We start from the raw sequence: 21,857 nt of genomic DNA, 5'->3' as shown, positions 1-21,857 counted from the left end.
CGCGGCTGGTCGGCCGCGCCCGTTGCCTGAGGGCTCTGGAAAGGTCTAGACCCGGAAGGACTCGCCGCAGCCGCAGCGGTCTTTCTCGCGCGGGTTGTGGAACTTGAAGCCTTCGTTCAGGCCTTCGCGCACAAAGTCGAGTTCGGTGCCGTCGAGGTAGGGCAGGCTCTTCGGGTCGATCAGCACCTTCACGCCGTGGTCTTCGAAGATCACGTCTTCAGGCGCCACGTCGTCGGCGTACTCGAGCTTGTAGGCCAGGCCCGAGCAGCCCGTGGTCTTCACGCCCAGGCGCACGCCCACGCCCTTGCCGCGGCGGCCCAGGTAGCGTGTGACGTGCCGCGCGGCGGCTTCGGTCAGGGTGACTGCCATTTCCAGACTGCTTCAGTGCGATGCAGCCGTGCCCGTGGCCTGGCCGTGCCGCGATTTGTAGTCGTCCACGGCGGCCTTGATGGCGTCTTCGGCCAGGATGCTGCAGTGGATCTTCACCGGCGGCAGCGCCAGCTCTTCGGCGATCTGCGTGTTCTTGATCGCCACGGCCTCGTCCAGGGTCTTGCCCTTGACCCACTCTGTGACGAGCGAGCTGGAGGCGATGGCCGAGCCGCAGCCGTAGGTCTTGAAGCGCGCGTCCTCGATGAGGCCGGTTTCGGGGTTGACCTTGATCTGCAGCTTCATCACGTCGCCGCAGGCCGGTGCGCCGACCATGCCGGTGCCGACCGTGTCGTCGCCCTTGTCGAAGCTGCCGACGTTGCGGGGGTTCTCGTAGTGCTCAACGACTTTTTCGCTGTAGGCCATGGTGTGTACTCCTTGGTTGTTCTGCGGGCGTGCTTCAGTGCGCCGCCCACTGGATGGTGCTGAGGTCGACGCCGTCCTTGAACATCTCCCACAAGGGCGAGAGGTCGCGCAGCTTGCCCACGTTGGCCTGCAGCGTGCTGACGGCGTAATCGATCTCCTCGGCCGTGGTGAAGCGGCCGATGGTCATGCGCAGGCTGCTGTGCGCGAGTTCGTCGCTGCGGCCCAGGGCGCGCAGCACGTAGCTGGGTTCCAGGCTGGCGCTGGTGCAGGCGCTGCCCGAACTCACGGCGATGCCCTTCACGCCCATGATCAGGCTCTCGCCCTCCACGAAGTTGAAGCTCGCGTTCAGGTTGTGCGGCACGCGGCGCTCGAGGTCGCCGTTGATGAACACCTGCTCGATGGTGCTGATGCCGTCCAGCAGGCGCTGCTGCAGGCCGCGGATGCGTTCCAGCTCGGCCGGCATCTCGGCCTGCGCGATGGCGAAGGCCTCGCCCATGCCCACGATCTGGTGCGTGGGCAGCGTGCCGCTGCGCATGCCGCGCTCGTGGCCACCGCCGTGCATCTGCGCTTCCAGGCGCACACGGGGCTTGCGGCGCACGTACAGGGCGCCCTGGCCCTTGGGCCCGTAGGTCTTGTGCGCCGACATGCTGAACAGGTCGATGGGCAGCGCGTTCATGTCGATGGCCACCTTGCCCGTGGCCTGGGCGCCGTCGACGTGGAAGACGATGCCGCGCTCACGGCACATCGCGCCAATCGCCGGGATGTCCTGGATGACGCCGATCTCGTTGTTCACCATCAGCACCGAGACGAGGATGGTGTCCTTGCGCAGCGTGTCCTTGAACTTGTCCAGGTCGAGCAGGCCGTTCTCCTGCACGTCGAGGTAGCTCACCTCGAAGCCCTGGCGCTCCAGCTCGCGCATGGTGTCCAGCGTGGCCTTGTGCTCGGTCTTCAGCGTGATGAGGTGCTTGCCGCGGCTGGCGTAGAAGTGCGCCGCGCCCTTGATGGCGAGGTTGATGGACTCGGTGGCGCCGCTGGTCCAGACGATCTCGCGCGGGTCGGCATTGATCAGGCTGGCGACCTGGCCGCGCGCCTTCTCGACGGCGGCTTCGGCCTCCCAGCCCCAGGCGTGGCTGCGGCTGGCAGGGTTGCCGAAATGTTCGCGCAACCAGGGAATCATGGCGTCGACGACGCGCGGGTCGCAGGGGGTGGTGGCGCCGTAGTCGAGGTAGATCGGGAAATGCGGGGTCATCGCAGGGGCTCGTCGCTGGGGTTACTTCGTCAGGGCGGTGCCGAGGGCAAACACCGAATTCGGGGCCGTCACCTTGATGGGCTTGACCACCGGCACGCTGCTGATGGCGCGCTTGATGGGGGCAGCGTCGATGGAGACGCCCTTGGCCAGCTGCTCGTCCACCAGCTTCTGCAGCGAGATGGAATCGAGGTACTCGATCATCTTGGTGTTCAGGCTGGCCCAGAGGTCGTGCGTCATGCACTTGCCGCTGTCTTCGCCCATGCAGCCTTCCTTGCCGGCGCAGCCGGTGGCGTCGATGGGCTCGTCCACCGCCACGATGATGTCCGCGACGGTGATCTCGCCGGCGGCGCGGCCCAGCGAGTAGCCGCCGCCGGGGCCGCGGGTGCTTTCCACCAGTTCGTGGCGGCGCAGCTTGCCGAACAGCTGCTCCAGGTAGGACAGCGAGATCTGCTGGCGCTGGCTGATCGCGGCCAGCGCCACCGGGCCTGCGTTGGAGCGCAGGGCCAGGTCGATCATGGCGGTGACGGCAAAACGGCCCTTGGTGGTGAGTCGCATCAGGGTTCTCCAGGCGCACGGGGCGCCAAGGCTGCGGTGTCGGTCGGCCGGCGCACAGGGCAGCTGCCCGGGCGCTGGTCGGGCCGGGCCCCCAGAAGCAGGAGGTGCCCGACTGATTTGCTCAAGTTTATCTGAACCTGAGCTTTTCAGTCAGGCATGGCCACGCACCCCGCCGCCGAGGTGGTCTTGCACACGGCCCACCAAACCGTCGCAGGCGTCTTCCACCAGGTCCAGCACGCGCTCGAAGCCGGCCAGCGCGCCGTAGTAGGGGTCGGGCACCTCGGTCACGCCGGCGTGGCGGCGGCCGTGCGGCATCAGCAGCTCGATGCGCGCGGTGCAGCCCGGCGGCGCCTTGCGGCGCAGCCACGCCAGGTGGTCTTCGTCCATCGCGATCAGCCAGTGGAAGCGCTGGAAGTCGGCGGGCTGCACCGGCCGCGCACGCAGGCCGCCAAGGTCGTAGCCGCGCGCAGCCGCTGCCTTCACGGCGCGGGGATCGGGCGCTTCCCCCGTGTGGTAACCCTGGGTGCCGGCGGAGTCGACCTCCACGCGCGCGCCCAGGCCCGCCCGCGCCAGCCGTGCGCGCAGCACGCCCTCGGCCGTGGGCGAACGGCAGATGTTGCCGGTGCAAACCATCAGCACGCGCAGTTCCGCGGCCTGCGCCGGGTGGCCGGCCGCCGTCGCTGCGCCGCCCTGCAGCCAGCCCTTCAAGCGCCCCAGCATCACGCCGCCCCTTTCAGGTGGGCCGCGGGGATCAGCGGCACCACGTCGTGCCCGGCACCCCCGAAGGCCTGCTCGCGCAGCAGCGCCAGCTGGTCGCGCACGCGCGCCGCCTTCTCGAACTCGAGGTTGCGTGCGTGTTCCAGCATCTGCTTCTCCAGCAGCTTGATGCGCTTGCCGAGGTCTTTCTCGCTCATCGACTCGACCTCGGCCGCAGCCTGCGCCGCCTTCAGGTCGTCCTTGGCGCTCTTGTCGGAGACGGCGCCGTCGATCATGTCGCGGATGCGCGTGGACACGCCCTTGGGCGTGATGCCCATGGCCAGGTTGTGCGCGATCTGCTTGGCGCGCCGACGTTCGGTCTCGCCGATGGCCGCCTTCATGCTGTCGGTCATCTTGTCGGCATACAGGATGGCGCGGCCGTTGAGGTTGCGCGCCGCGCGGCCGATGGTCTGGATGAGGCTGCGCTCGGCGCGCAGGAAGCCTTCCTTGTCGGCATCGAGGATGGCTACCAGGCTGACCTCGGGCAGGTCCAGGCCCTCGCGCAGCAGGTTGATGCCCACCAGCACGTCGAAGGCGCCCAGGCGCAGGTCACGCAGGATCTCCACGCGCTCCACCGTGTCGACGTCGCTGTGCAGGTAGCGCACCTTCACGCCGTTGTCCGACAGGTACTCGGTGAGCTGCTCGGCCATGCGCTTGGTGAGCGTGGTGACGAGCACGCGCTCGTTGATCTTCACGCGCTCGCGGATCTCCTGCAGCACGTCGTCCACCTGCGTGCCGGCAGGGCGCACCTCCACCTCGGGGTCGACCAGGCCCGTGGGGCGCACCACCTGCTCCACCACGGCGCCGGTGTGTTCCTTCTCCCAGTTGCCCGGCGTGGCGCTGACGAAGATGCTCTGGCGCATCTTGCCCTCGAACTCCTCGAACTTCAGCGGCCGGTTGTCCAGCGCGCTGGGCAGGCGGAAGCCATACTCCACCAGCGTGGTCTTGCGCGCACGGTCGCCGTTGTACATGCCGCCGAACTGGCCGATCAGCACGTGGCTTTCGTCCAGGAACATCAGCGCATCGGGGGCGAGGTAGTCCACCAGCGTGGGCGGCGGGTCGCCCGGATTGGCGCCGCTGAGGTGGCGCGTGTAGTTCTCGATGCCCTTGCAGTGGCCCACCTCCTGCAGCATCTCCAGGTCGAAACGCGTGCGCTGCTCCAGGCGCTGCGCCTCCACCAGCTTGCCGCTCTTGACCAGCTCGTCCAGCCGCGTGCGCAGCTCTTCCTTGATGCTCTCGATGGCGTCGACCACGCGCTCGCGCGGCGTCACGTAATGGCTGCTCGGGTAGACCGTGAAGCGCGGGATCTTCTGCCGCACGCGGCCCGTCAGCGGGTCCAGCAGCTGCAGGCTTTCGACCTCGTCGTCGAAGAGCTCGATGCGCAAGGCCAGCTCGCTGTGCTCGGCCGGAAAGACGTCGATGGTGTCGCCGCGCACGCGGAAGGCGCCCCGGCTGAAATCGACCTCGTTGCGCTTGTACTGCATGCGGATCAGCTGCTGGATCACGTCACGCTGGCTCATCTTGTCGCCCACGCGCAGCGTCATCACCATCTGGTGGTAGTCGGCCGGGTTGCCGATGCCGTAGATGGCGCTGACGCTGGCCACGATGATCACGTCGCGCCGCTCCAGCAGGCTCTTGGTGGCCGAGAGTCGCATCTGCTCGATGTGCTCGTTGATCGCGCTGTCCTTCTCGATGAAGAGGTCGCGCTGCGGCACGTAGGCCTCGGGCTGGTAGTAGTCGTAGTAGCTGACGAAGTACTCCACCGCGTTCTTCGGGAAGAAATCGCGGAACTCGCTGTACAGCTGCGCGGCCAGCGTCTTGTTGGGCGCGAAGACGATGGCCGGCCGGCCCATGCGGGCGATCACATTGGCCATCGTGAAGGTCTTGCCCGAGCCCGTGACGCCCAGCAGCGTCTGGTAGCTCAAGCCGTCCTGGATGCCTTCAACGAGCTGCGCGATGGCGGTGGGCTGGTCGCCGGCGGGCGCGAACTGCTGCAGCAGCTGGAAGGGGGAATCGGGAAAGGTGATGAACTCGCCTGCAGGCGCCTGCGTGGCGTCGCTGGGGCCGACGGCGGCAGCGTTGGCATGGGCGGTCATGGCGTTTTCCTCGGGTGCGGCACGTAGAATTCACGGGCTCGCCATGGGGATCTTCCCGCGGCGGGCAACCCTTGAGCGTAGCGCAGCCCGCGCCGGCCTGCTCAGCCTTCCGCCCGCCCCTCGAGTCCTGAAAGCCCTTCCATGTCCGCATCGCTCTTCGCCGCCGTCGAGATGGCGCCCCGCGACCCCATCCTGGGTCTGAACGAGCAGTTCAACGCCGATCCCAACCCCGCCAAGGTGAACCTGGGCGTGGGCGTGTACTTCGACGACGCCGGCAAGCTGCCCGTGCTGCGCTGCGTGGCCGAGGCCGAAAAGCAGCTGCTGGAGAGCCCCAAGGCCAAGGGCTACCTGCCCATCGACGGCATCGCCGCCTATGACAAGGCCGTGCAGGGCCTGGTCTTCGGGGCCGAGAGCGAAGCCGTCACCAGCGGCCGCGTGGCCACCGTGCAGGCCCTGGGCGGCACCGGCGGCCTGAAGGTGGGTGCCGATTTCCTCCAGCGCCTGCGCCCTGCGGCCACCGTGCTGATCAGCGACCCGAGCTGGGAGAACCACCGTGCGCTGTTCACCAACGCCGGCTTCCCGGTGGACACCTACCCCTACTACGACGCCGCCGCGCGCGGCATCCGCTTTGACGCGCTGATCGCCAAGCTGCAGGCCGCCGCGGCCGGCACCGTGGTCGTGCTGCACGCCTGCTGCCACAACCCCACGGGTTGCGACCTCAGCCCGGCGCAATGGCAGCAGATCGCCGCCACCTGCGCCGAGCGCGGCCTGGTGCCCTTCCTCGACATGGCCTACCAGGGCTTCGGCAAGGGCATCGCCGAAGACGGCGCGGCGGTGCAGTGCTTCCTGGCCACCGGGCAGCAGTTCTTCGTCAGCACCTCGTTCAGCAAGAGCTTCTCGCTTTATGGCGAGCGCGTCGGCGCGCTCAGCGTGGTGTGCGCCAGCAAGGAAGAGTGCGCGCGCGTGCTGTCGCAGCTGAAGATCGTCATCCGCACCAACTACAGCAACCCGCCCACCTTCGGCGCCCAGGTGGTGGCCACGGTGCTCACCACCCCGGCGCTGCGCGCCATGTGGGAAAAAGAACTGGCCGGCATGCGCGAACGCATCAAGGCCATGCGCAGCGCGCTGGTGCAGCAACTGCAAGCCGCCGGCGTGCAAGGCGACCTGAGCTACATCACCACGCAGATGGGCATGTTCAGCTACTCGGGCCTGGGCAAGGAGCAGATGCAGCGCCTGCGCAGCGAGTTCGGCGTCTACGGCGTCGACTCGGGCCGCATCTGCGTGGCGGCGCTGAACAGCCGCAACATCGGACCGGTGGCCGCGGCGCTGGCAAAGGTGATGGCAGGCTGAACCGGGGCCCCAGGCCTGTCACCTGGGTGACAGGGCCACCCCGGAATGGCCCGTCTCCTACGTGTTTTCCGGGCTTTGACGGCGCCTTTGCAGCGGCAAGATGCTCGGCACGTCAATAGATTGCTGCACTGCAACATTTTTGGCCGCATTGACGTTACATTCGGAACATCGCCCGCCCGGCGCACCCTGCCCCGGGCGTTGCGGTCCGGACTGCGCATTGGAGCGGATTGATGCTTTACCAGATCTACGAAAGCCAGCGCGCCTTGATGGCGCCCTTCGCCGAGTTCGCCAGCGCTTCGGCCAAGCTCTACGACCATCCGCTGTCGCCCTTCGCCCAGATGCCGATGTCGCAGCGCATCTCGGCCGGCTTCGACCTGCTGCACCGCCTGGCCAAGGAGTACGAGAAGCCGCCCTTCGGCATCACCAGCGTCACCGCCGGCGGGGCCGAAGTGGCCGTGCAGGAGCGCGTGGCCCTGCACAAGCCCTTCTGCCGCCTGCTGCGCTTCAAGCGCTTCACGGATGATCTTCAGGCGCTGGCAGCGATCAAGGCCCAGCCCAAGGTGCTGGTGGTGGCGCCCTTGTCCGGCCACCACGCCACCCTGCTGCGCGATACCGTCAAGAGCCTGCTGCAGGACCACAAGGTCTACATCACCGACTGGACCGACGCGCGCATGGTGCCGCTGGCCGAAGGCGCCTTCCGCCTCGACGACTATGTCGAGTACGTGCAGGAGTTCATCCGGCACGTCGGCCCCGACGTGCACGTGATCTCGGTCTGCCAGCCTACCGTGCCGGTGCTGGCTGCGGTGTCGCTGATGGCCAGCCGCGGCGAGACCACGCCGCTGAGCATGACGATGATGGGCGGCCCCATCGACGCCCGCAAGAGCCCCACCGCCGTCAACAACCTGGCGATGAACAAGAGCCACAGCTGGTTCGAGAACAACGTGATCTTCCGCGTGCCGCAGAACTTCCCGGGCGCGGGGCGCGCGGTCTACCCCGGCTTCCTGCAGCACACCGGCTTCGTGGCGATGAACCCCGACCGCCACCTCAGCAGCCACTACGACTACTTTGCCGACCTCATCAAGGGCGACGACGACAGCGCCGAGAGCCACCGCCAGTTCTACGACGAGTACAACGCCGTGCTCGACATGCCGGCCGAGTACTACCTCGACACCATCAAGACCGTCTTCCAGGACTTCGCGCTGGTCCACGGCACCTGGCAGGTGCGCGGCGAACTGGTGCGGCCGCAGGACATCGGCAGCACCGCGCTGCTGACGATCGAAGGCGAGCTCGACGACATCTCCGGCGCCGGCCAGACGCGCGCCGCGCACGACCTCTGCACTGGCGTGCCCACCTCGCGCAAATTCCACTACGACGCGGTGGGCGCCGGCCACTACGGCATCTTCTCGGGCCGCCGCTGGCGCGAGAAGGTCTACCCGGAGGTGCGCCGCTTCATCGCGCGCTTCAACCAGACGGCCGCCGAGACCGCCGAGGCCGCCGCAGCCTCGACGGGCACCGAAGGCGCCAAGGTCACGCGCCTGCCGCGCAGCAAGCGCAGCCGCTGAGCTCGCGGGGATAATCGCGGGGTGCCGCTCCCCGCCCCCGCTGCGCCGCTTCTGGCCCCTGACACCGCCGCGCTGGCCGAGCGCCTGAACGCGGCCCTGCCGCAGACGCAGTGCACGCGCTGCGGCTACCCCGATTGCCGCAGCTACGCGGTGGCCATGGCCACAGGCGAGGCTCCGATCAACCGCTGCCCGCCTGGCGGCGCAGCAGGCATCGGCCGGCTGGCACAGATCACTGGCGGGCCCACGCTGCCGCTGGACACCGCACACGGCACCGAAGGCCCGCGCTTGCTGGCCGTCATCGACGAGACCTGGTGCATCGGCTGCACCTTGTGCATCAAGGCCTGCCCGGTGGATTGCATCGTCGGGGCTTCCAAGCTCATGCACACCGTGATCGACGCGCAATGCACGGGCTGCGAGCTGTGCATCCCGGTGTGCCCGGTCGATTGCATCTCGCTGGTGCCCGTGACCGGCGCTCAGACCGGCTGGCAGGCCTGGAGCCAGCCACAGGCCGACGAAGCGCGCGAACGCTACGAATTCCGCCAGCAGCGCCTGCTGCGCGAACAGCAGGAGAACGACGAGCGCCTGGCCGCCAAGGCCCGCGCCAAGCTGGCCGACCTGGCTGCGCACAGCCAGCTCACCGAGCCCGCCGCGCTGGACGCCAAGCGTGCCGTCATCGAAGCCGCCTTGCGCCGCGCCGCACAAAAGCGCCAGGCCGCCACACCCCTGCCCACCGCCCCCACCGATGAAGCCTGAAGCCGCCGAGACCTTCTTCGCCACGCTGGCCGCAGCCAACCCGCGGCCGCAGACCGAGCTGGAATACACCAGCGTCTTCGAGCTGCTGGCCGCGGTGCTGCTCTCGGCACAGGCCACCGACGTGGGCGTCAACAAGGCCACCAGGCGCCTGTTTGCGCTCGCGCCCACACCGCAGAAGATGGTGGAGCTCGGCGTCGAGCGGGTGACCGAACTCATCCGCACCATCGGCCTGTTCCGCAACAAGGCCAAGAACCTGGTGGCCACCTGCGAGATCCTGATCCAGCAGCACGGCGGCGAGGTGCCGCGCTCGCGCGAGGCGCTGGAAGCCCTGCCCGGCGTGGGCCGCAAGACAGCCAACGTGGTGCTCAACGTCGCCTTCGGCGAGCCGACGATGGCGGTGGACACGCACGTCTACCGCGTCAGCCGCCGTGCTGGCCTGGCGCGCAGCGAAAGCGTTCGCGGTGTCGAAGACGAGCTGATGCGCCGCGTGCCCGAAGCCTACCTGGTGGACGCCCACCACTGGCTCATCCTGCACGGCCGCTATGTCTGCACGGCGCGTGCGCCGCGTTGCGATGTCTGCACCGTGCGCAGCGCCTGCGACCACGGGCGTCGCCTGCCCCCTCCTACAATGTCCGCCAAGGGGAAGCCTTGAGATGGCCAAGCTGGAAGACCTTGCCGAACGTGTCGACCGCCTGGTGCTGCGGCACCAGGAACTCAAGCGCACCAGCGCCTTGATCGAGCAGCAGCTCGCAGCCGTCACGGCCGAACGCGACAGCCTGCGCTCGCGGCTGGCTGCTGCGCGCGGGCGCATCGACGCGCTGCTCGAACGCATCCCTGCCGAGCCCGCACCGGCCCCGGCCCGTGAGCCCGAGGCGGGCGCATGAAGCAACTCGAAGTCTCCATCCTCGGCCAGGTCTACATGCTCGGCTGCCCCGAAGGCGGCGAGGCCCTGCTGCAGGCGGCCGTGGCGGCGGTCGACCGCGAGATGAGCTCCATCCGCGATTCCGGCAAGGTCAAGGCGCGTGAGCGCATCGCCGTGCTGGCCGCGCTGAATCTCGCCTACCAGCTGGCCGAGCGCCAGAACGCGCCGCCGCCCGCCGCGGCCCCGGCCCATGCCGACGACGGCGCCGACGAGCTCGACGCCCTGCTGCGCCGCGTGGATGCGGCCCTGGGCGACGACGGCCAGCTTCTGTGAGTTCCGGCGCGGCCCGGCACCGCACGCGTGGCAGCCCCGAGGTCTAGAATGAATCGGTCCGTCGTGGACTTGTGAGCCTTTCATGTCCTTGAGCCGATGGTCTATGACCAAGGGCTTGGAACATCGCCACGCAGGCGTGATCGTCTCGCGTCAGATGAACCCAATGCATGGCTGACCTCGCCCACCTGAACTTCCCCTTTGGTTCAGGCACCCGGGTTCACAGCTTCCACGGCGGACACCCCTTCTGGCAGGCCCGCCTCATCTCCCCATCAGCCCCATGAACCGCCACTGGCTGATGAAGAGCGAGCCCGACGAGGCCTCGATCGACCACCTCGCTCAGGCCCCGCAGCAGACACTGCCCTGGACCGGTGTTCGCAACTACCAGGCGCGCAACTTCATGCGCGACGCCATGCGCGCGGGCGACGGCGTGCTCTTCTACCACTCGTCGTGCCCGCAGCCCGGCATCGCCGGCCTGGCGCAGGTGGTGGGCGATGTGCGACCCGACCCGACGCAGTTCGACGCCGAGAGCCCCTACTTCGACCCCAAGTCATCGCGCGATGCCCCCCGCTGGCTGCTGCGTGACGTGCAGTTGCTGCGCAAGACGCGCCTGCTCAGCCTTGCCGAGATGCGTGCCGCGCCCACCCTGGCCAGCCTGCAGGTGCTGCAGCGCGGCAACCGGCTGTCCATCACGCCCGTGACGCCTGCCGAGTGGCAGGCCGTGCTGGCCTTGCTCGACGCCTGAATGGACCTCGGCTTCACGCTGGTGGCCGAACTGCTGGCCCTGGGCGCCGTCGCGGGTTTCCTGGCGGGCTTGCTGGGCATCGGCGGCGGCATGCTGATGGTGCCGGCGATGGCCTGGCTGCTCACGCAGCGCGGTGTCGACAGCGGTCTGGCCGTGAAGATGGCGATCGCCACCTCGATGGCGACCATCCTCTTCACCTCGCTGTCCAGCGTGCGCGCCCACCACCGCCTGGGCGCCGTGCGCTGGCCCATCGCGCGGCGCATGGCACCGGGCATCGTGCTGGGCGGGCTGCTGGCGGGCGCCGGCGCGTTTGCGGTGCTCAAGGGCCAAGGCCTGGCGCTGATCTTCGCGGCCTTCATCGGCTACACCGCGGTGCAGATGGCGCTGGACCGCCGCCCCAGCCCCGGCCGGGAGATGCCCGGCGCCTGGGGCCAGGCCGGCGTGGGCACCGGCATCGGCTTCATCTCCGGGCTGCTGGGCGCCGGCGGCGCCTTTCTTTCGGTGCCCTTCATGACCTGGTGCAACGTGCCGCCCCGGCACGCGGTGGGCACCAGTTCGGCCTTGGGTTTTCCCATCGCACTGGCCAGCACGGTGGGGTACGTGATCAGCGGCTGGCACCTGCCCCCGGCGCTGCCCGGTGCGTTTGGCTACCTCTACCTGCCGGCGCTGGCCATCGTGGCCGCGGCCAGCGTGGCCCTGGCGCCGCTGGGCGCCCGCGTGGCCCAACGCATCAACGTGAAGGTGCTGAAGCGGCTTTTCGCGGTGTTGCTGATGGCGTTGGCCGGCAGCATGCTGCACCGCGGGCTGAACGGCTGAACGCTCAGGCCCCGTCGAAGCGGATGGCCGCCAGCGTGACGTGGTTGCCGCCACGGCGCACGGCCTCACCCAGCGCAGCCTCGCAGGCGGCGACGAGTTCATCCTGGCTCTGCGCGGTGTGCGGGAAGCTCGCCACGCCCATCGAGACTGTGAAGCCCAGGTCCTGCCCCTCGTGCACGACGATCTGCGCCGCGCACTTGCGGCGCAGGCCTTCCATGCGCGCGTGCGCCGTGGCCAGGCCCACGCCCGAAAGCAGCACGGCGAAACGGCTGTCGTCGTAGACGCAGGAAGCGTCCATCGCGCGCGTGCCCCCGCGCAGCAGCCGGCCAATGGCTTCGAACACCCGCTGGCGGCCGGGTGCTCCCAGGGCGCGGGCTTGGGCGGTGGGCGGATCGATGGACAGGAAAACGATGGCGAACTCGCGGTGCTCGCGGGTGGAGAGGTCGACCTCGCGGCGCAGCTGGTCGTCGAAGTGCGCACGGCGGTACAGGCCCGACGCCGGGTCGCGCAGGGCCTGGTCGGCCAATTCGCGCTGCAGCAGTTCGTTGGCGCGTTGCTGCTGCTCGATCTGTTCGAGCGCCGCGCGCAGCTGCGCTTCGCGCTGCCGCTCGGGCGCCAGGTCGCGCCAGACGCTGCACAGCCAGCGTTGACCATCGCTGCGCGCCGGGCTGGGCCAGCGGAGCACGGAGAATTCGCGGCGCTGGCCGTGAATCTCGAAGCGGTGCTCGCTGGTCAGTGGCTCGCCATGCGCGAGGGCCGTGTGTTCGGCCGCGCGCAGCACGGTGGCCACACCGGGCTCGAAGATGTCGGCGTCCGAATGCCCCAGCAGATCAAGTAAGGGCATCCCCAGCGTGAGGGCCATGGCCTCGTTGGCATGCACCCACAGCCCGGTGCGCAGGTCTTTCACCGCAAGCAGGTCGCCATCGCGCTGCAGCACGCAAGGCAGCAGGCCCGCCAGCACCGGTGGCAGCTCGGTGGAGACGTGGAAGGCCGCGGCTGGCGCGTCAAGCATCGTGGTCATGGCTGGGAAAGGTCGACCCTCGAAGTCCGGGCCTGCTGCTGCACCAAACTACAGCCCGTGCCCTATCTTGGTGGGCGCCTCGGTGCAGATCAAGCAGCGTTTGGATTCTCGCCCCTAGTTTGTCGCTGGCACCGCCACAAATGCGGGGTGAACCCCGGACTGAAGGCCCGTTTGGCGGGCAGCGGCCCGGAACTTGCGAACGTCGCGGGGGTCCGCCCTTGGCCCTCAGCCCCACTCAGCCCCCCCCGCCCTCGATGAGCATCGCTCCCTACCTGAAGGACATCGGCCGCGGTGCGGCCGGCGCCCGCGATCTCGGCATGGCGGCGGCCGAAGCCTTGATGGGCGACGTGCTGGATGGTCAGGCCAGCGCTGCCGAGTGCGGCGCCTTTGTCATGGCCATGCGCATGAAGGGCGAGACGCTGGATGAACTGGCAGGCTTCCTGCAGGCCGTGCAGGCACGCTGCCTCGTGGTGCCCAGCGACCGCCCCGTGGTGCTGCTGCCCTCTTACAACGGCTCGCGGCGCTTGCCCAACCTGACACCGTTGCTGGCCATGTCGCTCGCGCGAGAAGGGCTCAACGTGCTGGTGCACGGCCCGCTGGTCGAGCCGCAGCGGGTCGCCAGCGCGGCCATCCTGGCCGACCTGGGCCTGGCGCCGGCCCTGCAGGCGCAGGACATCGAGCGCGCCTGGGCGCGGCGCGAGCCCGCCTTCGTGCCCACCGCCGTGCTGTGCCCGCCGCTGCAGCAGTTGCTGGCCTTGCGCGCGCTCATCGGCCTGCGCGGCCCCGGCCACACGGTGGCCAAGATGATCAACCCGGTGCAGGGCGCACCGGCACTGCGCGTCGTGAACCACACCCACCCCGAATTCGGCACGCTGATGGCGTCCTGGGCGCAGCGGCACGCCGTCGATGCGCAGCTGCTGCGCGGCACCGAGGGCGAGCCCGTGGCCGACCCGCGGCGGCTGCCCCGCATCGACACCTGGCTGGGCGGCGTGCACCGGCCCGAGCTCTCGGTGGGGGCGCAGGAAGGCGTGCTGGCTGAACTGCCCGTGCTGCCGCGCAGCACCGACGCCGCCTGCACCGCGCTTTACGTGCAGGAGGTGCTGAGCGGCTCACGGCCGGCACCTGCACCCGTGGCTCGGCAGGTGGCGCTGTTGTCGGCCACCGTGGCAGCCCTGCAAACGCGACCGGGCGGCCGGGCCTTGTCGGCCTGACAGCGGGCCCGCCGCGCGGCGCCGGGCCCGCCGCCGACCGGCTGTTGCAAAACGGACTGGTGGCCAACACGGATTCCCGGTCTATAATCTTCGGCTTTGCTGGCAAACCTGCGTGTCGATCTGCAAGCGGTTTCGATCAGCGTCTGGCTCGGAAACAAAAGCGTTTTTGATGTCGGGTGCTGTCGGGGCCGTTCCGGAACATGGCCCCCGTGACCGCCCTTGCAGACACCGAGCGCGAAACTTCAGGATTCCTGACCCCATGACCACCATCCGCGTCAAAGAGAACGAGCCGTTCGACGTTGCCCTGCGCCGTTTCAAGCGCACCATCGAGAAGATCGGCCTGCTGACCGAACTGCGCGCCCGCGAGTTCTACGAAAAGCCCACCGCCGAGCGCAAGCGCAAGAAGGCCGCGGCCGTCAAGCGCCACTTCAAGCGCGTGCGCAGCATGCAGCTGCCGAAGAAGCTCTACTGAGCCTCTTCACCCGCGTATCCCTACAAGCCCGCGCGGGACGCCGCTGCGGGCTTGTTTCATTCCGGAGCCCGAGATGTCGAGCCTCAAAGACCGCATCACCGAAGACATGAAGACCGCGATGCGGGCCAAGGACAGCGAGCGCCTGGGCACCATCCGCATGCTGCTGGCCGCCTGCAAGCAGCGCGAGGTGGACGAGCGCATCGTGCTCGACGACACCGCCGTGGTGGCCATCGTCGACAAGCTGGTCAAGCAGCGCAAGGACAGCATCACCGCCTTCCAGCAGGGTGGGCGTGAAGACCTGGTCGCCAAGGAAAGCGCCGAACTGGCGGTGCTCGAGGGCTACCTGCCGCAGCGCCTGTCGGCCGAAGAAGTGGCGGCCGAAATCGCCGCGCTGGTGGCCGAACTCGGCGCGGCCGGGCCCGGGGACATGGGCAAGGTCATGGGCGCAGCCAAGGCGCGCCTGGCCGGCAAGGCCGAGATGGGTGCGGTGTCAGCCGCCGTCAAACAAGCTCTGGCAAAGTGAACGAGATGAGCCAACTGCCCCTGCGCCAAATCGCCGCCGACGTCTGCGTCGCCCCGCAACTCACGCCCGAAGCCATGGCCGAGGCCGCTGCGATGGGCTTCAAGAGTGTGGTGAACAACCGCCCCGATTTCGAGCACGGCCCCGACCAGCCCACCAGCGCTGCCATCGAAGCGGCCGCACGTGCCGCCGGCCTGGAGTACCGCCACCTGCCGGTGGACGGCGGTTACCAGTCGCCCGAAGAGATCGCTGCCATGGCCGCGCTGTTGGCCGAGCTGCCGCGGCCGCTGCTGGCCTTCTGCCGCTCGGGGGCGCGCTCCACGAACCTGTACCTGCAGGCCCTGAACCTCTGAGACCGCCCGCGCGGCCCACCCTCGGGAGACGAGATGCGCGCCTTGCTGAAACTGTCGGCCGCGATCGACGCGTTCAACGAGATGCTGGGCAAGCTCGTGATGTGGCTGGTGCTCGCGGCGGTGCTCATCAGCGCCGGCAATGCCGTGATGCGCAAGGCCTTCGACATCGGTTCGAACGCCTACCTCGAGATCCAGTGGTACCTGTTCTCGGCCGTCTTCCTGCTCGGTTCGGGCTACGTCTGGCTGCGCAATGCGCACGTGCGCATCGACTTCATCGCCAGCAAGCTGAGCAAGCGCACCAACACGTTGATCGACATCGCCGGCATGCTGCTGTTCACCGTGCCGCTGTGCGTCATCCTGATCCAGCTCTCGTGGCCGGTCTTCGAGCGCGCGTGGGTCTCGGGCGAGATGAGCCAGAACGCGGGCGGCCTGATCCGCTGGCCGGCGCTGCTGCTCATCCCTGCGGGCTTCGGCGTGCTGCTGCTGCAGTGCGCCTCTGAACTCATCAAGCGGGTGGCCTTCCTCACCGGCCACCGGGCCGAACCGATGAGCGAACTGCAGGAGCAGAGCGAGGAGGCACGGCTGGCCGAGGCGCTGGCCCAGAAGGTCCAGGCCGACGCGCGCAACGCCGCAGCGGAGGCCCGCTGAAATGAGCGCCTTCATCGCCCAGAACTTCGTCCCGCTGATGTTCGCGGGCTTGCTCTTCTTCCTGCTCACCGGCATTCCGGTGGCCTTCGGCCTGGCGGCCACGGGCCTGCTCTTCGGCTTCATCGGCATGGAGGCGGGGCTGTTCCCGCTGAACATGTTCCAGGCGCTGCCGCTGCGCGTGTTCGGCATCATGCAGAACGACACGCTGCTGGCCATACCCTTCTTCACGCTGATGGGCATCGTGCTCGAACGTTCGGGCATGGCCGAAGACCTGCTCGAGACCGTGGGCCAGGTCTTCGGCCCGCTGCGCGGCGGGCTGGCGGTGGCCGTCATCCTGGTGGGCGCGCTGCTGGCCGCCACCACCGGCGTGGTGGCCGCGGCCGTCATCAGCATGGGCCTGATCTCGCTGCCCATCATGCTGCGCTACGGCTACAACCGCACCATCGCCACCGGCACCATCACCGCCAGCGGCACGCTGGCGCAGGCCATACCGCCTTCGCTCGTGCTCATCGTGCTGGCCGACCAACTCGGCCGCTCGGTGGGCGACATGTACGCCGGCGCGCTGATTCCCGGCCTGATGCTGGTGGGCCTGTACCTGCTGTTCATCGCCGGCGTGGCGCTGGTCAAGCCGCAATGGGTGCCGGCGCTGCCGCCCGAGGCCCGCATCTACCGCGAAGGCAACGGCGCCAGCGGCCACCGCTCGCTGCTGGTGCTGCTGGTGGTGTGCGCGGTGGCGGGCTATGCGTGGTCGCGCGTGCACGAGCCGCTGATCAACGGCTGGACCGAGCGCACCACGCCCGCCCCGGGCGACGAGGTCTTCATCCTTTCGATGACCGTGGCCGCGCTGCTGGCGCTGCTGCTGGCTTTGGCCAACCGGGTGCTGCGCTTCGGACTGCTGTCCAAGCTGGCCGAGCAGGTGACCTTCGTGCTGATCCCGCCGCTGGTGCTGATCTTCCTGGTGCTGGGCACCATCTTCCTCGGCGTGGCCACGCCCACGGAAGGCGGCGCGATGGGCGCGGTGGGCGCGCTGGTGATGGCCTTCGCGCGCCGGCAGCTCACGATGAAGTTGATGCGCCAGGCGCTGGACAGCACGGCCAAGCTCTCGACCTTCGTGCTCTTCATCCTGATCGGCTCCACCGTCTTCAGCTTCACCTTCAACGCGGCCGACGGCCATTACTGGGTGGAGCACCTGTTCGACAAGCTGCCCGGTGGCGAGCTCGGCTTCCTGCTGGTGGTGAACCTGCTGGTCTTCGTGCTGGGCATGTTCATCGACTTCTTCGAGATCGCCTTCATCGTCGTGCCCATCCTGGCGCCGGTGGCCGGCAAGATGGGCATCGACCTGATCTGGTTCGGCGTCATCCTGGCGATGAACCTGCAGACGAGTTTTCTCACGCCGCCCTTCGGCTTTGCGCTCTTCTACCTGCGCAGCGTGGCCGCCAAGAGGGACTACCAAGACCGCGTGACGGGCCAGACCATCCCGGCAGTCACCACGGCACAGATCTACAAGGGCAGCATCGCCTTCATCATCCTGCAGCTGTGCATGGTGGCCGCAGTCATCGCCTTCCCGGGGCTGGTGTCGGGCGGTCTGCAGAAGATCGAGACCATCGACGCCGACAAGGCACTGGAGACCATGGGCCTGCCCGAGCCCATGGCCGAGCCCGGGGCGGAAGCGGCCGACCCCGCCGCCAGCGCCGCGAGTGCGGTCGAGGCAAGCCTGCCGTCGCCTGAACCGGCCGCCAGCGAACCCGCGGAGGAAGACCCGATGAAGGCGCTGGAAGAGGCGATGAAAAAGGACGCGAAGAAGTAGCGGACACCCCGCCGAGAAAGCAGAAGGCCCCGCGAGCGGGGCCTTCGTTCTGGAGCGACAGCAGCCGCCCGGGGCTCAGAGCTTCACGCTCTGCATGTAGCTGTCGAAACGCGCCTCGGTGAAGCGGAACCACAGGTTCGCCTCACGGCGGAACGAGGCCATGTCGGTGTAGATCTTCTTGAAGACGGGGTTGCTCGCGCTGACCTCGCTGTACAGCGCCATCGCTTCCTTGTAGGCCGCGTCGAGCACCGGCTTCGGAAAAGCCACCAAGCGAGCCTTTTTCGAGACCAGGGTCTTCAACGCGGCGGGGTTGCGCGCGTCGTACTTCGCCTGCATCTCGGTGTGCGCGAAGGCCGCCGCGCTCTCGACGATGGCCTTGTACTCGGCACTCAGGCTGTCAAAGGCCTTCTGGTTGACGTAAAGGTCCAGTTGAGGGCCGCCTTCCCACCAGCCTGGATAGTGGTAGATCGGCGCCACCATGTAGAAGCCGAGCTTCAGATCGTCGTAGGGGCCCACCCACTCGGCGGCGTCGATCGTGCCCTTTTCCAGCGCCTGGTAGATCTCGCCACCGGGGATGTTCTGCGACACCGTGCCCAGGCGCGCAGTCACCTTGCCGGCGAAGCCGCCGACGCGGAACTTCAGGCCCTTCATGTCGGCGACGGTCTTGATCTCCTTGCGGTACCAGCCGCCCATCTGCGCACCGGTGTTGCCCATGGGGAAGCTGGTGAAGCCGTAACCGCTGTAGAACTCGCGCATCAGCTTCAGGCCATTGCCGTCGTACATCCAGGCCGTCATCTGGCGGCTGTTCAGTCCGAAGGGCACGGCGCAGCCCAGCGCAAAGGCATCGTTCTTGCCGAAGTAGTAATACGGTGCGGTGTGGCCCATCTCCACGGTGCCGTTCTGCACCGCGTCCACCAGGCCGGGCATGGGCACCAGTTCGCCGGCGGCATGCACCGAGATCTCGAACTTGCCGCCCGTCATCTCCTTGACCTTGCGCGCGAAGGACTCCGCTGCGCCATAGATGGTGTCCAGCGCCTTCGGGAAGCCCGAGGTCAGGCGCCACCGCAGGTTGGCCTGCGCATGCACGATGGCCGGGGCCGTGCCAGCGGCGAGCACGCCAGCCAGACCGGCGCCCTGAACGAAGGAACGACGTTCCATGCAAATCTCCTGTGCGAACGAGAGGGGGACAGCGACGCGCGCGGATTCTAGAAGTCGCCCCTGCGACTCCGAGGCGGGTTTTCCCGCTCGGGAAACGGGCCTCAGCTGCCGGCGAGCTTCATGCGGCCGACGAGCACCGAGCCCACCGACTTGCTGCCCGAGTTGTACACGTCAGCCCCGATGGCGACGATGTCCTTGAACATGTCCTTCAGGTTGCCCGCGATGGTGACTTCGTGCACCGGGTGCACGATGCGCCCGCCCTCCACCCAGAAGCCGGCCGCGCCGCGCGAGTAGTCGCCGGTCACGTAGTTCACGCCCTGGCCCATCAGTTCGGTGACGAAGAGGCCGCGGCCCAGCTTGCGCAGCATGGCGTCGAGGTCGTCGCCCGGCTGGGTGTGGCGGCTGGTCATGGCCAGGTTCTGCGAGCCACCGGCGTGGCCCGTGGTCTTCATGCCCAGCTTGCGCGCCGAGTAGCTGCTGAGGAAGTAGCCCTGCACCACGCCGGCCTTGACCACCTGGCGAGCCCGCGTGCGCACGCCCTCGTCATCGAAGGGCGCACTGCCCTTGCCCTTGCGCTCGTGCGGGTTCTCGTGGATGTGGATGTGCGGCGCGAGCACGCGCTTGCCCAGGCTGTCGACGAGAAAGGTGGTCTTGCGGTACAGCGCGCCACCCGAGGTGGCCTGCACGAAGGCGCCGAGCAGCCCGGCGGCCACCGTGCTCTCGAAGAGCACCGGCACCTCGGCCGTGGCCACGCTGCGCGACTTCAGGCGCGCGAGCGTGCGCTCGGCGGCGTAGCGGCCCACGGCCTCGGGCGTGGCCAGGTCGGCGGCGTCGCGCATGCTGGTGTACCAGCCGTCGCGCTGCATGCCCTTGCCGCGGCCGGCGATGGCCGAGACCGAGAGGTAGTGGCGTGAGCTGGCATAGCCGCCGCGGAAGCCGCGCGTGTTGGCGGCCCAGAAGTGCGCCTGCTGGGCCGAGACCCCCGCGCCTTCGCTGTTGGTGATGAGCTTGTGCGTCTTCAGCGCAGCGTCTTCGCAGCGACGCGCAAGTTCGGCCGCGGCGGCGGCGTCGATCGCCCAAGGGTGGAAGAGATCGAGGTCGCGCGCCACTTCCTCGGGCGTGGCCAGGTCATCGGCCTCGGGCAGCCCGGCGGCCGGGTCTTCGGCGGTGAAGCGGGCGATGTCGTAGGCTGCCTGCACCGTCTGCCGCAAGGCCGCGGCCGAGAAATCACTGGTGCTGGCATTGCCGCGGCGCTGGCCGAGGTAGACGCTCACGCCCAGGCTCTTGTCCCGGTTGCGCTCGACGTTCTCGATCTCGCCCTTGCGCACGCTCACGCTCAGGCCCACGCCTTCGGAGACCTCGGCGCCGGCATCGCTGGCCCCCAGACTCTGGGCCAGGGCGAGCGTGTCTTCGACGATCTGCTGGAACTGCTCCTGGCGGTAGGCGAAGCCGGTGTCGGCGCGGTCGTTGCTCATCGGCGTGGGGCCTCATCAAGTCCACACTTATGATACCGACCCCCTATCCCAGCAAGCCCGGGCCGACCCCCGCGCCTCCCACCATGGCACGACGCGCCGCCCCGCACCGCGGCATCGACGTTCATTACGGTGACGCCGAAGAAGCCGCCACCGACGAGCGCCCGAGCAAGACCCAGCTCAAGCAGCAATCACACGCGCTGCAAGACCTGGGCAAGGCGCTGGCCGAGCTTTCGCCGCAGGCCTTCAAGGCCATCGAGATGCCCGAGGTGCTGCGCGACGCCATCGAGCTCTACCGCCGCACCACGGCCCACGAGGGCAAGCGCCGGCAGCTGCAGTACGTGGGCAAGCTGATGCGCAACGCCGACGAAGACGCGCTGCGCCAGGCCGTGGCCGCCGCCACGCTGGGCACGGCCGAGAACGCGCTGGCGCTGCACGAGGCCGAGCGCTGGCGCGCCGAGTTGATCGCCAGCGACGACGCGATGACACGCTGGCTGCACGAGCACCCCGAGACCGACACGCAGCAGCTGCGCAGCCTGGTGCGCCAGGCGCGCAAGGACGCGGCCGGCCTGGTGGCCGAAGACCGCCAGCCCAAGAGCTTTCGCGAGCTCTTCCAGTTCATCAAGCCCATGCTGGCCGGCTGAAGCCTGGCCTGCTGCCATCACCCTTTTTTGCTGCCGGCCATGAGTGCTCTTGACCCCGTCCGCATCGGCGTCGTCTCCATCAGCGACCGCGCTTCCAGCGGCGTCTACGAAGACAAGGGCATCCCGGCCCTGCAAGACTGGCTGGGCCGCGCGGTGAAGAACCCCATCGAGTGGCACACGCGGCTCATCCCCGACGAACAGGACGGCATCAGCGCCACGCTGCGCGAGCTGGTGGACGAGGTGCACTGCCACCTCGTGCTCACCACCGGCGGCACCGGCCCGGCCCCGCGCGACGTGACGCCCGAGGCCACGCTGGCCGTGGCCGACAAGGTGATGCCGGGCTTCGGCGAGCAGATGCGCCAGATCAGCCTGGCCTTCGTGCCGACGGCCATCCTCTCGCGCCAGGTGGCGGTGGTGCGTGGGCAGGCGCTCATCATCAACCTGCCGGGCCAACCCAAGAGCATCGCCGAGACGCTGCAGGGCCTGCCAACGCGCACGCCGCCGGTGCACGGCATCTTCGCGGCCGTGCCCTACTGCGTCGACCTGATCGGCGGCCCCTACATCGAGACCGACCCCGAGGTCTGCGCCGCCTTCCGGCCCAAGTCGGCGCAACGCCCGCCCGCCGGGGCCTGAGTTCGACGGCGGGGGGCCGAGCGGCTCAAGCCGCGCCCGCAGCGGCCGAAAA

The 21,857-nt window shown here is 68.7% G+C and carries 25 protein-coding genes; 16 read left to right on the top strand and 9 right to left on the bottom strand.

The window, feature by feature from the left end; genetic code table 11:
* Positions 1–45: 45 nt before the first annotated feature.
* The 6 genes from iscA to uvrB all read right to left on the bottom strand — a co-directional run bounded on the left by iscA (position 46) and on the right by uvrB (position 5,448).
* Positions 46–369, bottom strand: a complete 324-nt coding sequence (iscA, locus tag EOE66_RS13845) for an iron-sulfur cluster assembly protein IscA (RefSeq protein WP_128229327.1) — start codon at positions 367–369, stop codon at positions 46–48.
* A gap of 12 nt (positions 370–381) precedes the next feature.
* Positions 382–792 (bottom strand): Fe-S cluster assembly scaffold IscU, encoded by a 411-nt coding sequence (gene iscU / locus EOE66_RS13840; protein ID WP_128229326.1) that lies wholly within the window; start codon positions 790–792, stop codon positions 382–384.
* Between the two features lie 34 nt (positions 793–826).
* A complete protein-coding gene (locus EOE66_RS13835; RefSeq protein ID WP_128229325.1) occupies positions 827–2,041 on the bottom strand; it encodes an IscS subfamily cysteine desulfurase in 1,215 nt (404 codons plus the stop codon).
* A 21-nt stretch (positions 2,042–2,062) separates the two neighbouring features.
* Positions 2,063–2,596 (bottom strand): Fe-S cluster assembly transcriptional regulator IscR, encoded by a 534-nt coding sequence (gene iscR, locus EOE66_RS13830; protein WP_128229324.1) that lies wholly within the window; start codon positions 2,594–2,596, stop codon positions 2,063–2,065.
* A 150-nt stretch (positions 2,597–2,746) separates the two neighbouring features.
* Positions 2,747–3,229 (bottom strand): low molecular weight protein-tyrosine-phosphatase, encoded by a 483-nt coding sequence (locus EOE66_RS13825; protein ID WP_205702713.1) that lies wholly within the window; start codon positions 3,227–3,229, stop codon positions 2,747–2,749.
* A gap of 86 nt (positions 3,230–3,315) precedes the next feature.
* Positions 3,316–5,448: an excinuclease ABC subunit UvrB gene (gene uvrB / locus EOE66_RS13820; protein ID WP_128229322.1), complete on the bottom strand. Its 2,133-nt coding sequence runs from the start codon at positions 5,446–5,448 to the stop codon at positions 3,316–3,318.
* Positions 5,449–5,589: 141 nt separating this feature from the next.
* On the opposite strand from uvrB, the gene EOE66_RS13815 reads away from it, so the two are divergent.
* The 8 genes from EOE66_RS13815 (at position 5,590) to EOE66_RS13780 (ending at position 11,866) form a co-directional block, all read left to right on the top strand.
* A complete protein-coding gene (locus EOE66_RS13815) occupies positions 5,590–6,798 on the top strand; it encodes an amino acid aminotransferase (RefSeq protein ID WP_128229321.1) in 1,209 nt (402 codons plus the stop codon).
* 230 nt (positions 6,799–7,028) lie between these two features.
* Positions 7,029–8,360, top strand: a complete 1,332-nt coding sequence (locus EOE66_RS13810; protein ID WP_128229320.1) for a polyhydroxyalkanoate depolymerase — start codon at positions 7,029–7,031, stop codon at positions 8,358–8,360.
* A 21-nt stretch (positions 8,361–8,381) separates the two neighbouring features.
* The gene (gene rsxB, locus EOE66_RS13805) at positions 8,382–9,113 is read left to right on the top strand and encodes an electron transport complex subunit RsxB (protein ID WP_128229319.1); all 732 of its coding nucleotides are present in this window, start codon (positions 8,382–8,384) and stop codon (positions 9,111–9,113) included.
* Positions 9,103–9,765 carry an endonuclease III gene (nth, locus tag EOE66_RS13800; protein WP_128229318.1) on the top strand — a complete coding sequence of 221 codons (663 nt, stop codon included), beginning with the start codon at positions 9,103–9,105 and terminating at the stop codon, positions 9,763–9,765. The genes rsxB and nth overlap by 11 nt, the downstream gene beginning before the upstream one ends.
* A 1-nt stretch (position 9,766) precedes the next feature.
* Positions 9,767–9,997 (top strand): DUF904 domain-containing protein, encoded by a 231-nt coding sequence (locus EOE66_RS13795; protein ID WP_128229317.1) that lies wholly within the window; start codon positions 9,767–9,769, stop codon positions 9,995–9,997.
* Entirely contained in the window at positions 9,994–10,308 is a 315-nt protein-coding gene (locus tag EOE66_RS13790) for a cell division protein ZapA (protein ID WP_128229316.1), read from the top strand. The genes EOE66_RS13795 and EOE66_RS13790 overlap by 4 nt, the downstream gene beginning before the upstream one ends.
* A gap of 277 nt (positions 10,309–10,585) precedes the next feature.
* Positions 10,586–11,050: an EVE domain-containing protein gene (locus EOE66_RS13785; RefSeq protein WP_128229315.1), complete on the top strand. Its 465-nt coding sequence runs from the start codon at positions 10,586–10,588 to the stop codon at positions 11,048–11,050.
* The gene (locus EOE66_RS13780) at positions 11,051–11,866 is read left to right on the top strand and encodes a sulfite exporter TauE/SafE family protein (protein WP_128229314.1); all 816 of its coding nucleotides are present in this window, start codon (positions 11,051–11,053) and stop codon (positions 11,864–11,866) included.
* Positions 11,867–11,870: 4 nt separating this feature from the next.
* Here EOE66_RS13780 and EOE66_RS13775 read toward each other — a convergent pair whose 3' ends face one another.
* Positions 11,871–12,887: a GGDEF domain-containing protein gene (locus EOE66_RS13775; protein WP_128229313.1), complete on the bottom strand. Its 1,017-nt coding sequence runs from the start codon at positions 12,885–12,887 to the stop codon at positions 11,871–11,873.
* Positions 12,888–13,141: 254 nt separating this feature from the next.
* On the opposite strand from EOE66_RS13775, the gene ybiB reads away from it, so the two are divergent.
* From ybiB to EOE66_RS13745, 6 genes are all read left to right on the top strand, one after another.
* Positions 13,142–14,098, top strand: coding sequence for a DNA-binding protein YbiB (gene ybiB, locus EOE66_RS13770; protein WP_128229312.1), 957 nt, complete (start codon positions 13,142–13,144; stop codon positions 14,096–14,098).
* 259 nt (positions 14,099–14,357) lie between these two features.
* Positions 14,358–14,570, top strand: coding sequence for a 30S ribosomal protein S21 (gene rpsU, locus EOE66_RS13765; protein WP_009857718.1), 213 nt, complete (start codon positions 14,358–14,360; stop codon positions 14,568–14,570).
* A gap of 73 nt (positions 14,571–14,643) precedes the next feature.
* A complete protein-coding gene (locus tag EOE66_RS13760; RefSeq protein WP_128229311.1) occupies positions 14,644–15,093 on the top strand; it encodes a GatB/YqeY domain-containing protein in 450 nt (149 codons plus the stop codon).
* A gap of 5 nt (positions 15,094–15,098) precedes the next feature.
* Complete coding sequence (locus tag EOE66_RS13755; RefSeq protein WP_128229310.1) at positions 15,099–15,443, top strand: protein tyrosine phosphatase family protein; 345 nt, start codon at positions 15,099–15,101, stop codon at positions 15,441–15,443.
* A gap of 33 nt (positions 15,444–15,476) precedes the next feature.
* The gene (locus EOE66_RS13750; RefSeq protein WP_128229309.1) at positions 15,477–16,091 is read left to right on the top strand and encodes a TRAP transporter small permease subunit; all 615 of its coding nucleotides are present in this window, start codon (positions 15,477–15,479) and stop codon (positions 16,089–16,091) included.
* A 1-nt stretch (position 16,092) separates the two neighbouring features.
* Entirely contained in the window at positions 16,093–17,898 is a 1,806-nt protein-coding gene (locus tag EOE66_RS13745) for a TRAP transporter large permease (protein WP_128229308.1), read from the top strand.
* Between the two features lie 75 nt (positions 17,899–17,973).
* Here the strand turns inward: EOE66_RS13745 and EOE66_RS13740 are convergent, their stop codons facing one another.
* Together EOE66_RS13740 and pmbA are read right to left on the bottom strand one after the other, a co-directional pair.
* Positions 17,974–19,056 (bottom strand): TRAP transporter substrate-binding protein, encoded by a 1,083-nt coding sequence (locus EOE66_RS13740; protein WP_128229307.1) that lies wholly within the window; start codon positions 19,054–19,056, stop codon positions 17,974–17,976.
* Between the two features lie 101 nt (positions 19,057–19,157).
* Positions 19,158–20,531 carry a metalloprotease PmbA gene (pmbA, locus tag EOE66_RS13735; RefSeq protein WP_128229306.1) on the bottom strand — a complete coding sequence of 458 codons (1,374 nt, stop codon included), beginning with the start codon at positions 20,529–20,531 and terminating at the stop codon, positions 19,158–19,160.
* Positions 20,532–20,614: 83 nt separating this feature from the next.
* On the opposite strand from pmbA, the gene yjgA reads away from it, so the two are divergent.
* Together yjgA and mog are read left to right on the top strand one after the other, a co-directional pair.
* Positions 20,615–21,172: a ribosome biogenesis factor YjgA gene (gene yjgA, locus EOE66_RS13730; RefSeq protein WP_128229305.1), complete on the top strand. Its 558-nt coding sequence runs from the start codon at positions 20,615–20,617 to the stop codon at positions 21,170–21,172.
* 39 nt (positions 21,173–21,211) lie between these two features.
* The gene (mog, locus tag EOE66_RS13725) at positions 21,212–21,805 is read left to right on the top strand and encodes a molybdopterin adenylyltransferase (protein WP_128229304.1); all 594 of its coding nucleotides are present in this window, start codon (positions 21,212–21,214) and stop codon (positions 21,803–21,805) included.
* The last annotated feature ends 52 nt before the right edge of the window (positions 21,806–21,857 follow it).

Source organism: Rubrivivax rivuli, assembly GCF_004016505.1.
Taxonomy (GTDB): Bacteria; Pseudomonadota; Gammaproteobacteria; order Burkholderiales; family Burkholderiaceae_C; genus Rubrivivax; species Rubrivivax rivuli.
Note: the sequence above shows the minus strand (reverse complement) of the source record. Positions and strands in the feature narration are given on the sequence as shown.

Bases quoted from the DNA above. Each gene is read 5' to 3' on its own strand.
- EOE66_RS13795 (WP_128229317.1), top strand. From the start codon at position 9,767: ATGGCCAAGCTGGAAGACCTTGCCGAACGTGTCGACCGCCTGGTGCTG.
- iscR (WP_128229324.1), bottom strand. From the start codon at position 2,596: ATGCGACTCACCACCAAGGGCCGTTTTGCCGTCACCGCCATGATCGAC.
- iscA (WP_128229327.1), bottom strand. From the start codon at position 369: ATGGCAGTCACCCTGACCGAAGCCGCCGCGCGGCACGTCACACGCTAC.
- EOE66_RS13755 (WP_128229310.1), top strand. From the start codon at position 15,099: ATGAGCCAACTGCCCCTGCGCCAAATCGCCGCCGACGTCTGCGTCGCC.
- uvrB (WP_128229322.1), bottom strand. From the start codon at position 5,448: ATGACCGCCCATGCCAACGCTGCCGCCGTCGGCCCCAGCGACGCCACG.
- iscU (WP_128229326.1), bottom strand. From the start codon at position 792: ATGGCCTACAGCGAAAAAGTCGTTGAGCACTACGAGAACCCCCGCAAC.
- EOE66_RS13835 (WP_128229325.1), bottom strand. From the start codon at position 2,041: ATGACCCCGCATTTCCCGATCTACCTCGACTACGGCGCCACCACCCCC.
- EOE66_RS13780 (WP_128229314.1), top strand. From the start codon at position 11,051: ATGGACCTCGGCTTCACGCTGGTGGCCGAACTGCTGGCCCTGGGCGCC.
- EOE66_RS13810 (WP_128229320.1), top strand. From the start codon at position 7,029: ATGCTTTACCAGATCTACGAAAGCCAGCGCGCCTTGATGGCGCCCTTC.
- EOE66_RS13760 (WP_128229311.1), top strand. From the start codon at position 14,644: ATGTCGAGCCTCAAAGACCGCATCACCGAAGACATGAAGACCGCGATG.
- yjgA (WP_128229305.1), top strand. From the start codon at position 20,615: ATGGCACGACGCGCCGCCCCGCACCGCGGCATCGACGTTCATTACGGT.
- mog (WP_128229304.1), top strand. From the start codon at position 21,212: ATGAGTGCTCTTGACCCCGTCCGCATCGGCGTCGTCTCCATCAGCGAC.
- EOE66_RS13775 (WP_128229313.1), bottom strand. From the start codon at position 12,887: ATGACCACGATGCTTGACGCGCCAGCCGCGGCCTTCCACGTCTCCACC.
- ybiB (WP_128229312.1), top strand. From the start codon at position 13,142: ATGAGCATCGCTCCCTACCTGAAGGACATCGGCCGCGGTGCGGCCGGC.
- EOE66_RS13745 (WP_128229308.1), top strand. From the start codon at position 16,093: ATGAGCGCCTTCATCGCCCAGAACTTCGTCCCGCTGATGTTCGCGGGC.
- EOE66_RS13750 (WP_128229309.1), top strand. From the start codon at position 15,477: ATGCGCGCCTTGCTGAAACTGTCGGCCGCGATCGACGCGTTCAACGAG.
- EOE66_RS13740 (WP_128229307.1), bottom strand. From the start codon at position 19,056: ATGGAACGTCGTTCCTTCGTTCAGGGCGCCGGTCTGGCTGGCGTGCTC.
- EOE66_RS13815 (WP_128229321.1), top strand. From the start codon at position 5,590: ATGTCCGCATCGCTCTTCGCCGCCGTCGAGATGGCGCCCCGCGACCCC.
- EOE66_RS13825 (WP_205702713.1), bottom strand. From the start codon at position 3,229: ATGGTTTGCACCGGCAACATCTGCCGTTCGCCCACGGCCGAGGGCGTG.
- EOE66_RS13790 (WP_128229316.1), top strand. From the start codon at position 9,994: ATGAAGCAACTCGAAGTCTCCATCCTCGGCCAGGTCTACATGCTCGGC.
- pmbA (WP_128229306.1), bottom strand. From the start codon at position 20,531: ATGAGCAACGACCGCGCCGACACCGGCTTCGCCTACCGCCAGGAGCAG.
- rpsU (WP_009857718.1), top strand. From the start codon at position 14,358: ATGACCACCATCCGCGTCAAAGAGAACGAGCCGTTCGACGTTGCCCTG.
- EOE66_RS13785 (WP_128229315.1), top strand. From the start codon at position 10,586: ATGAACCGCCACTGGCTGATGAAGAGCGAGCCCGACGAGGCCTCGATC.
- nth (WP_128229318.1), top strand. From the start codon at position 9,103: ATGAAGCCTGAAGCCGCCGAGACCTTCTTCGCCACGCTGGCCGCAGCC.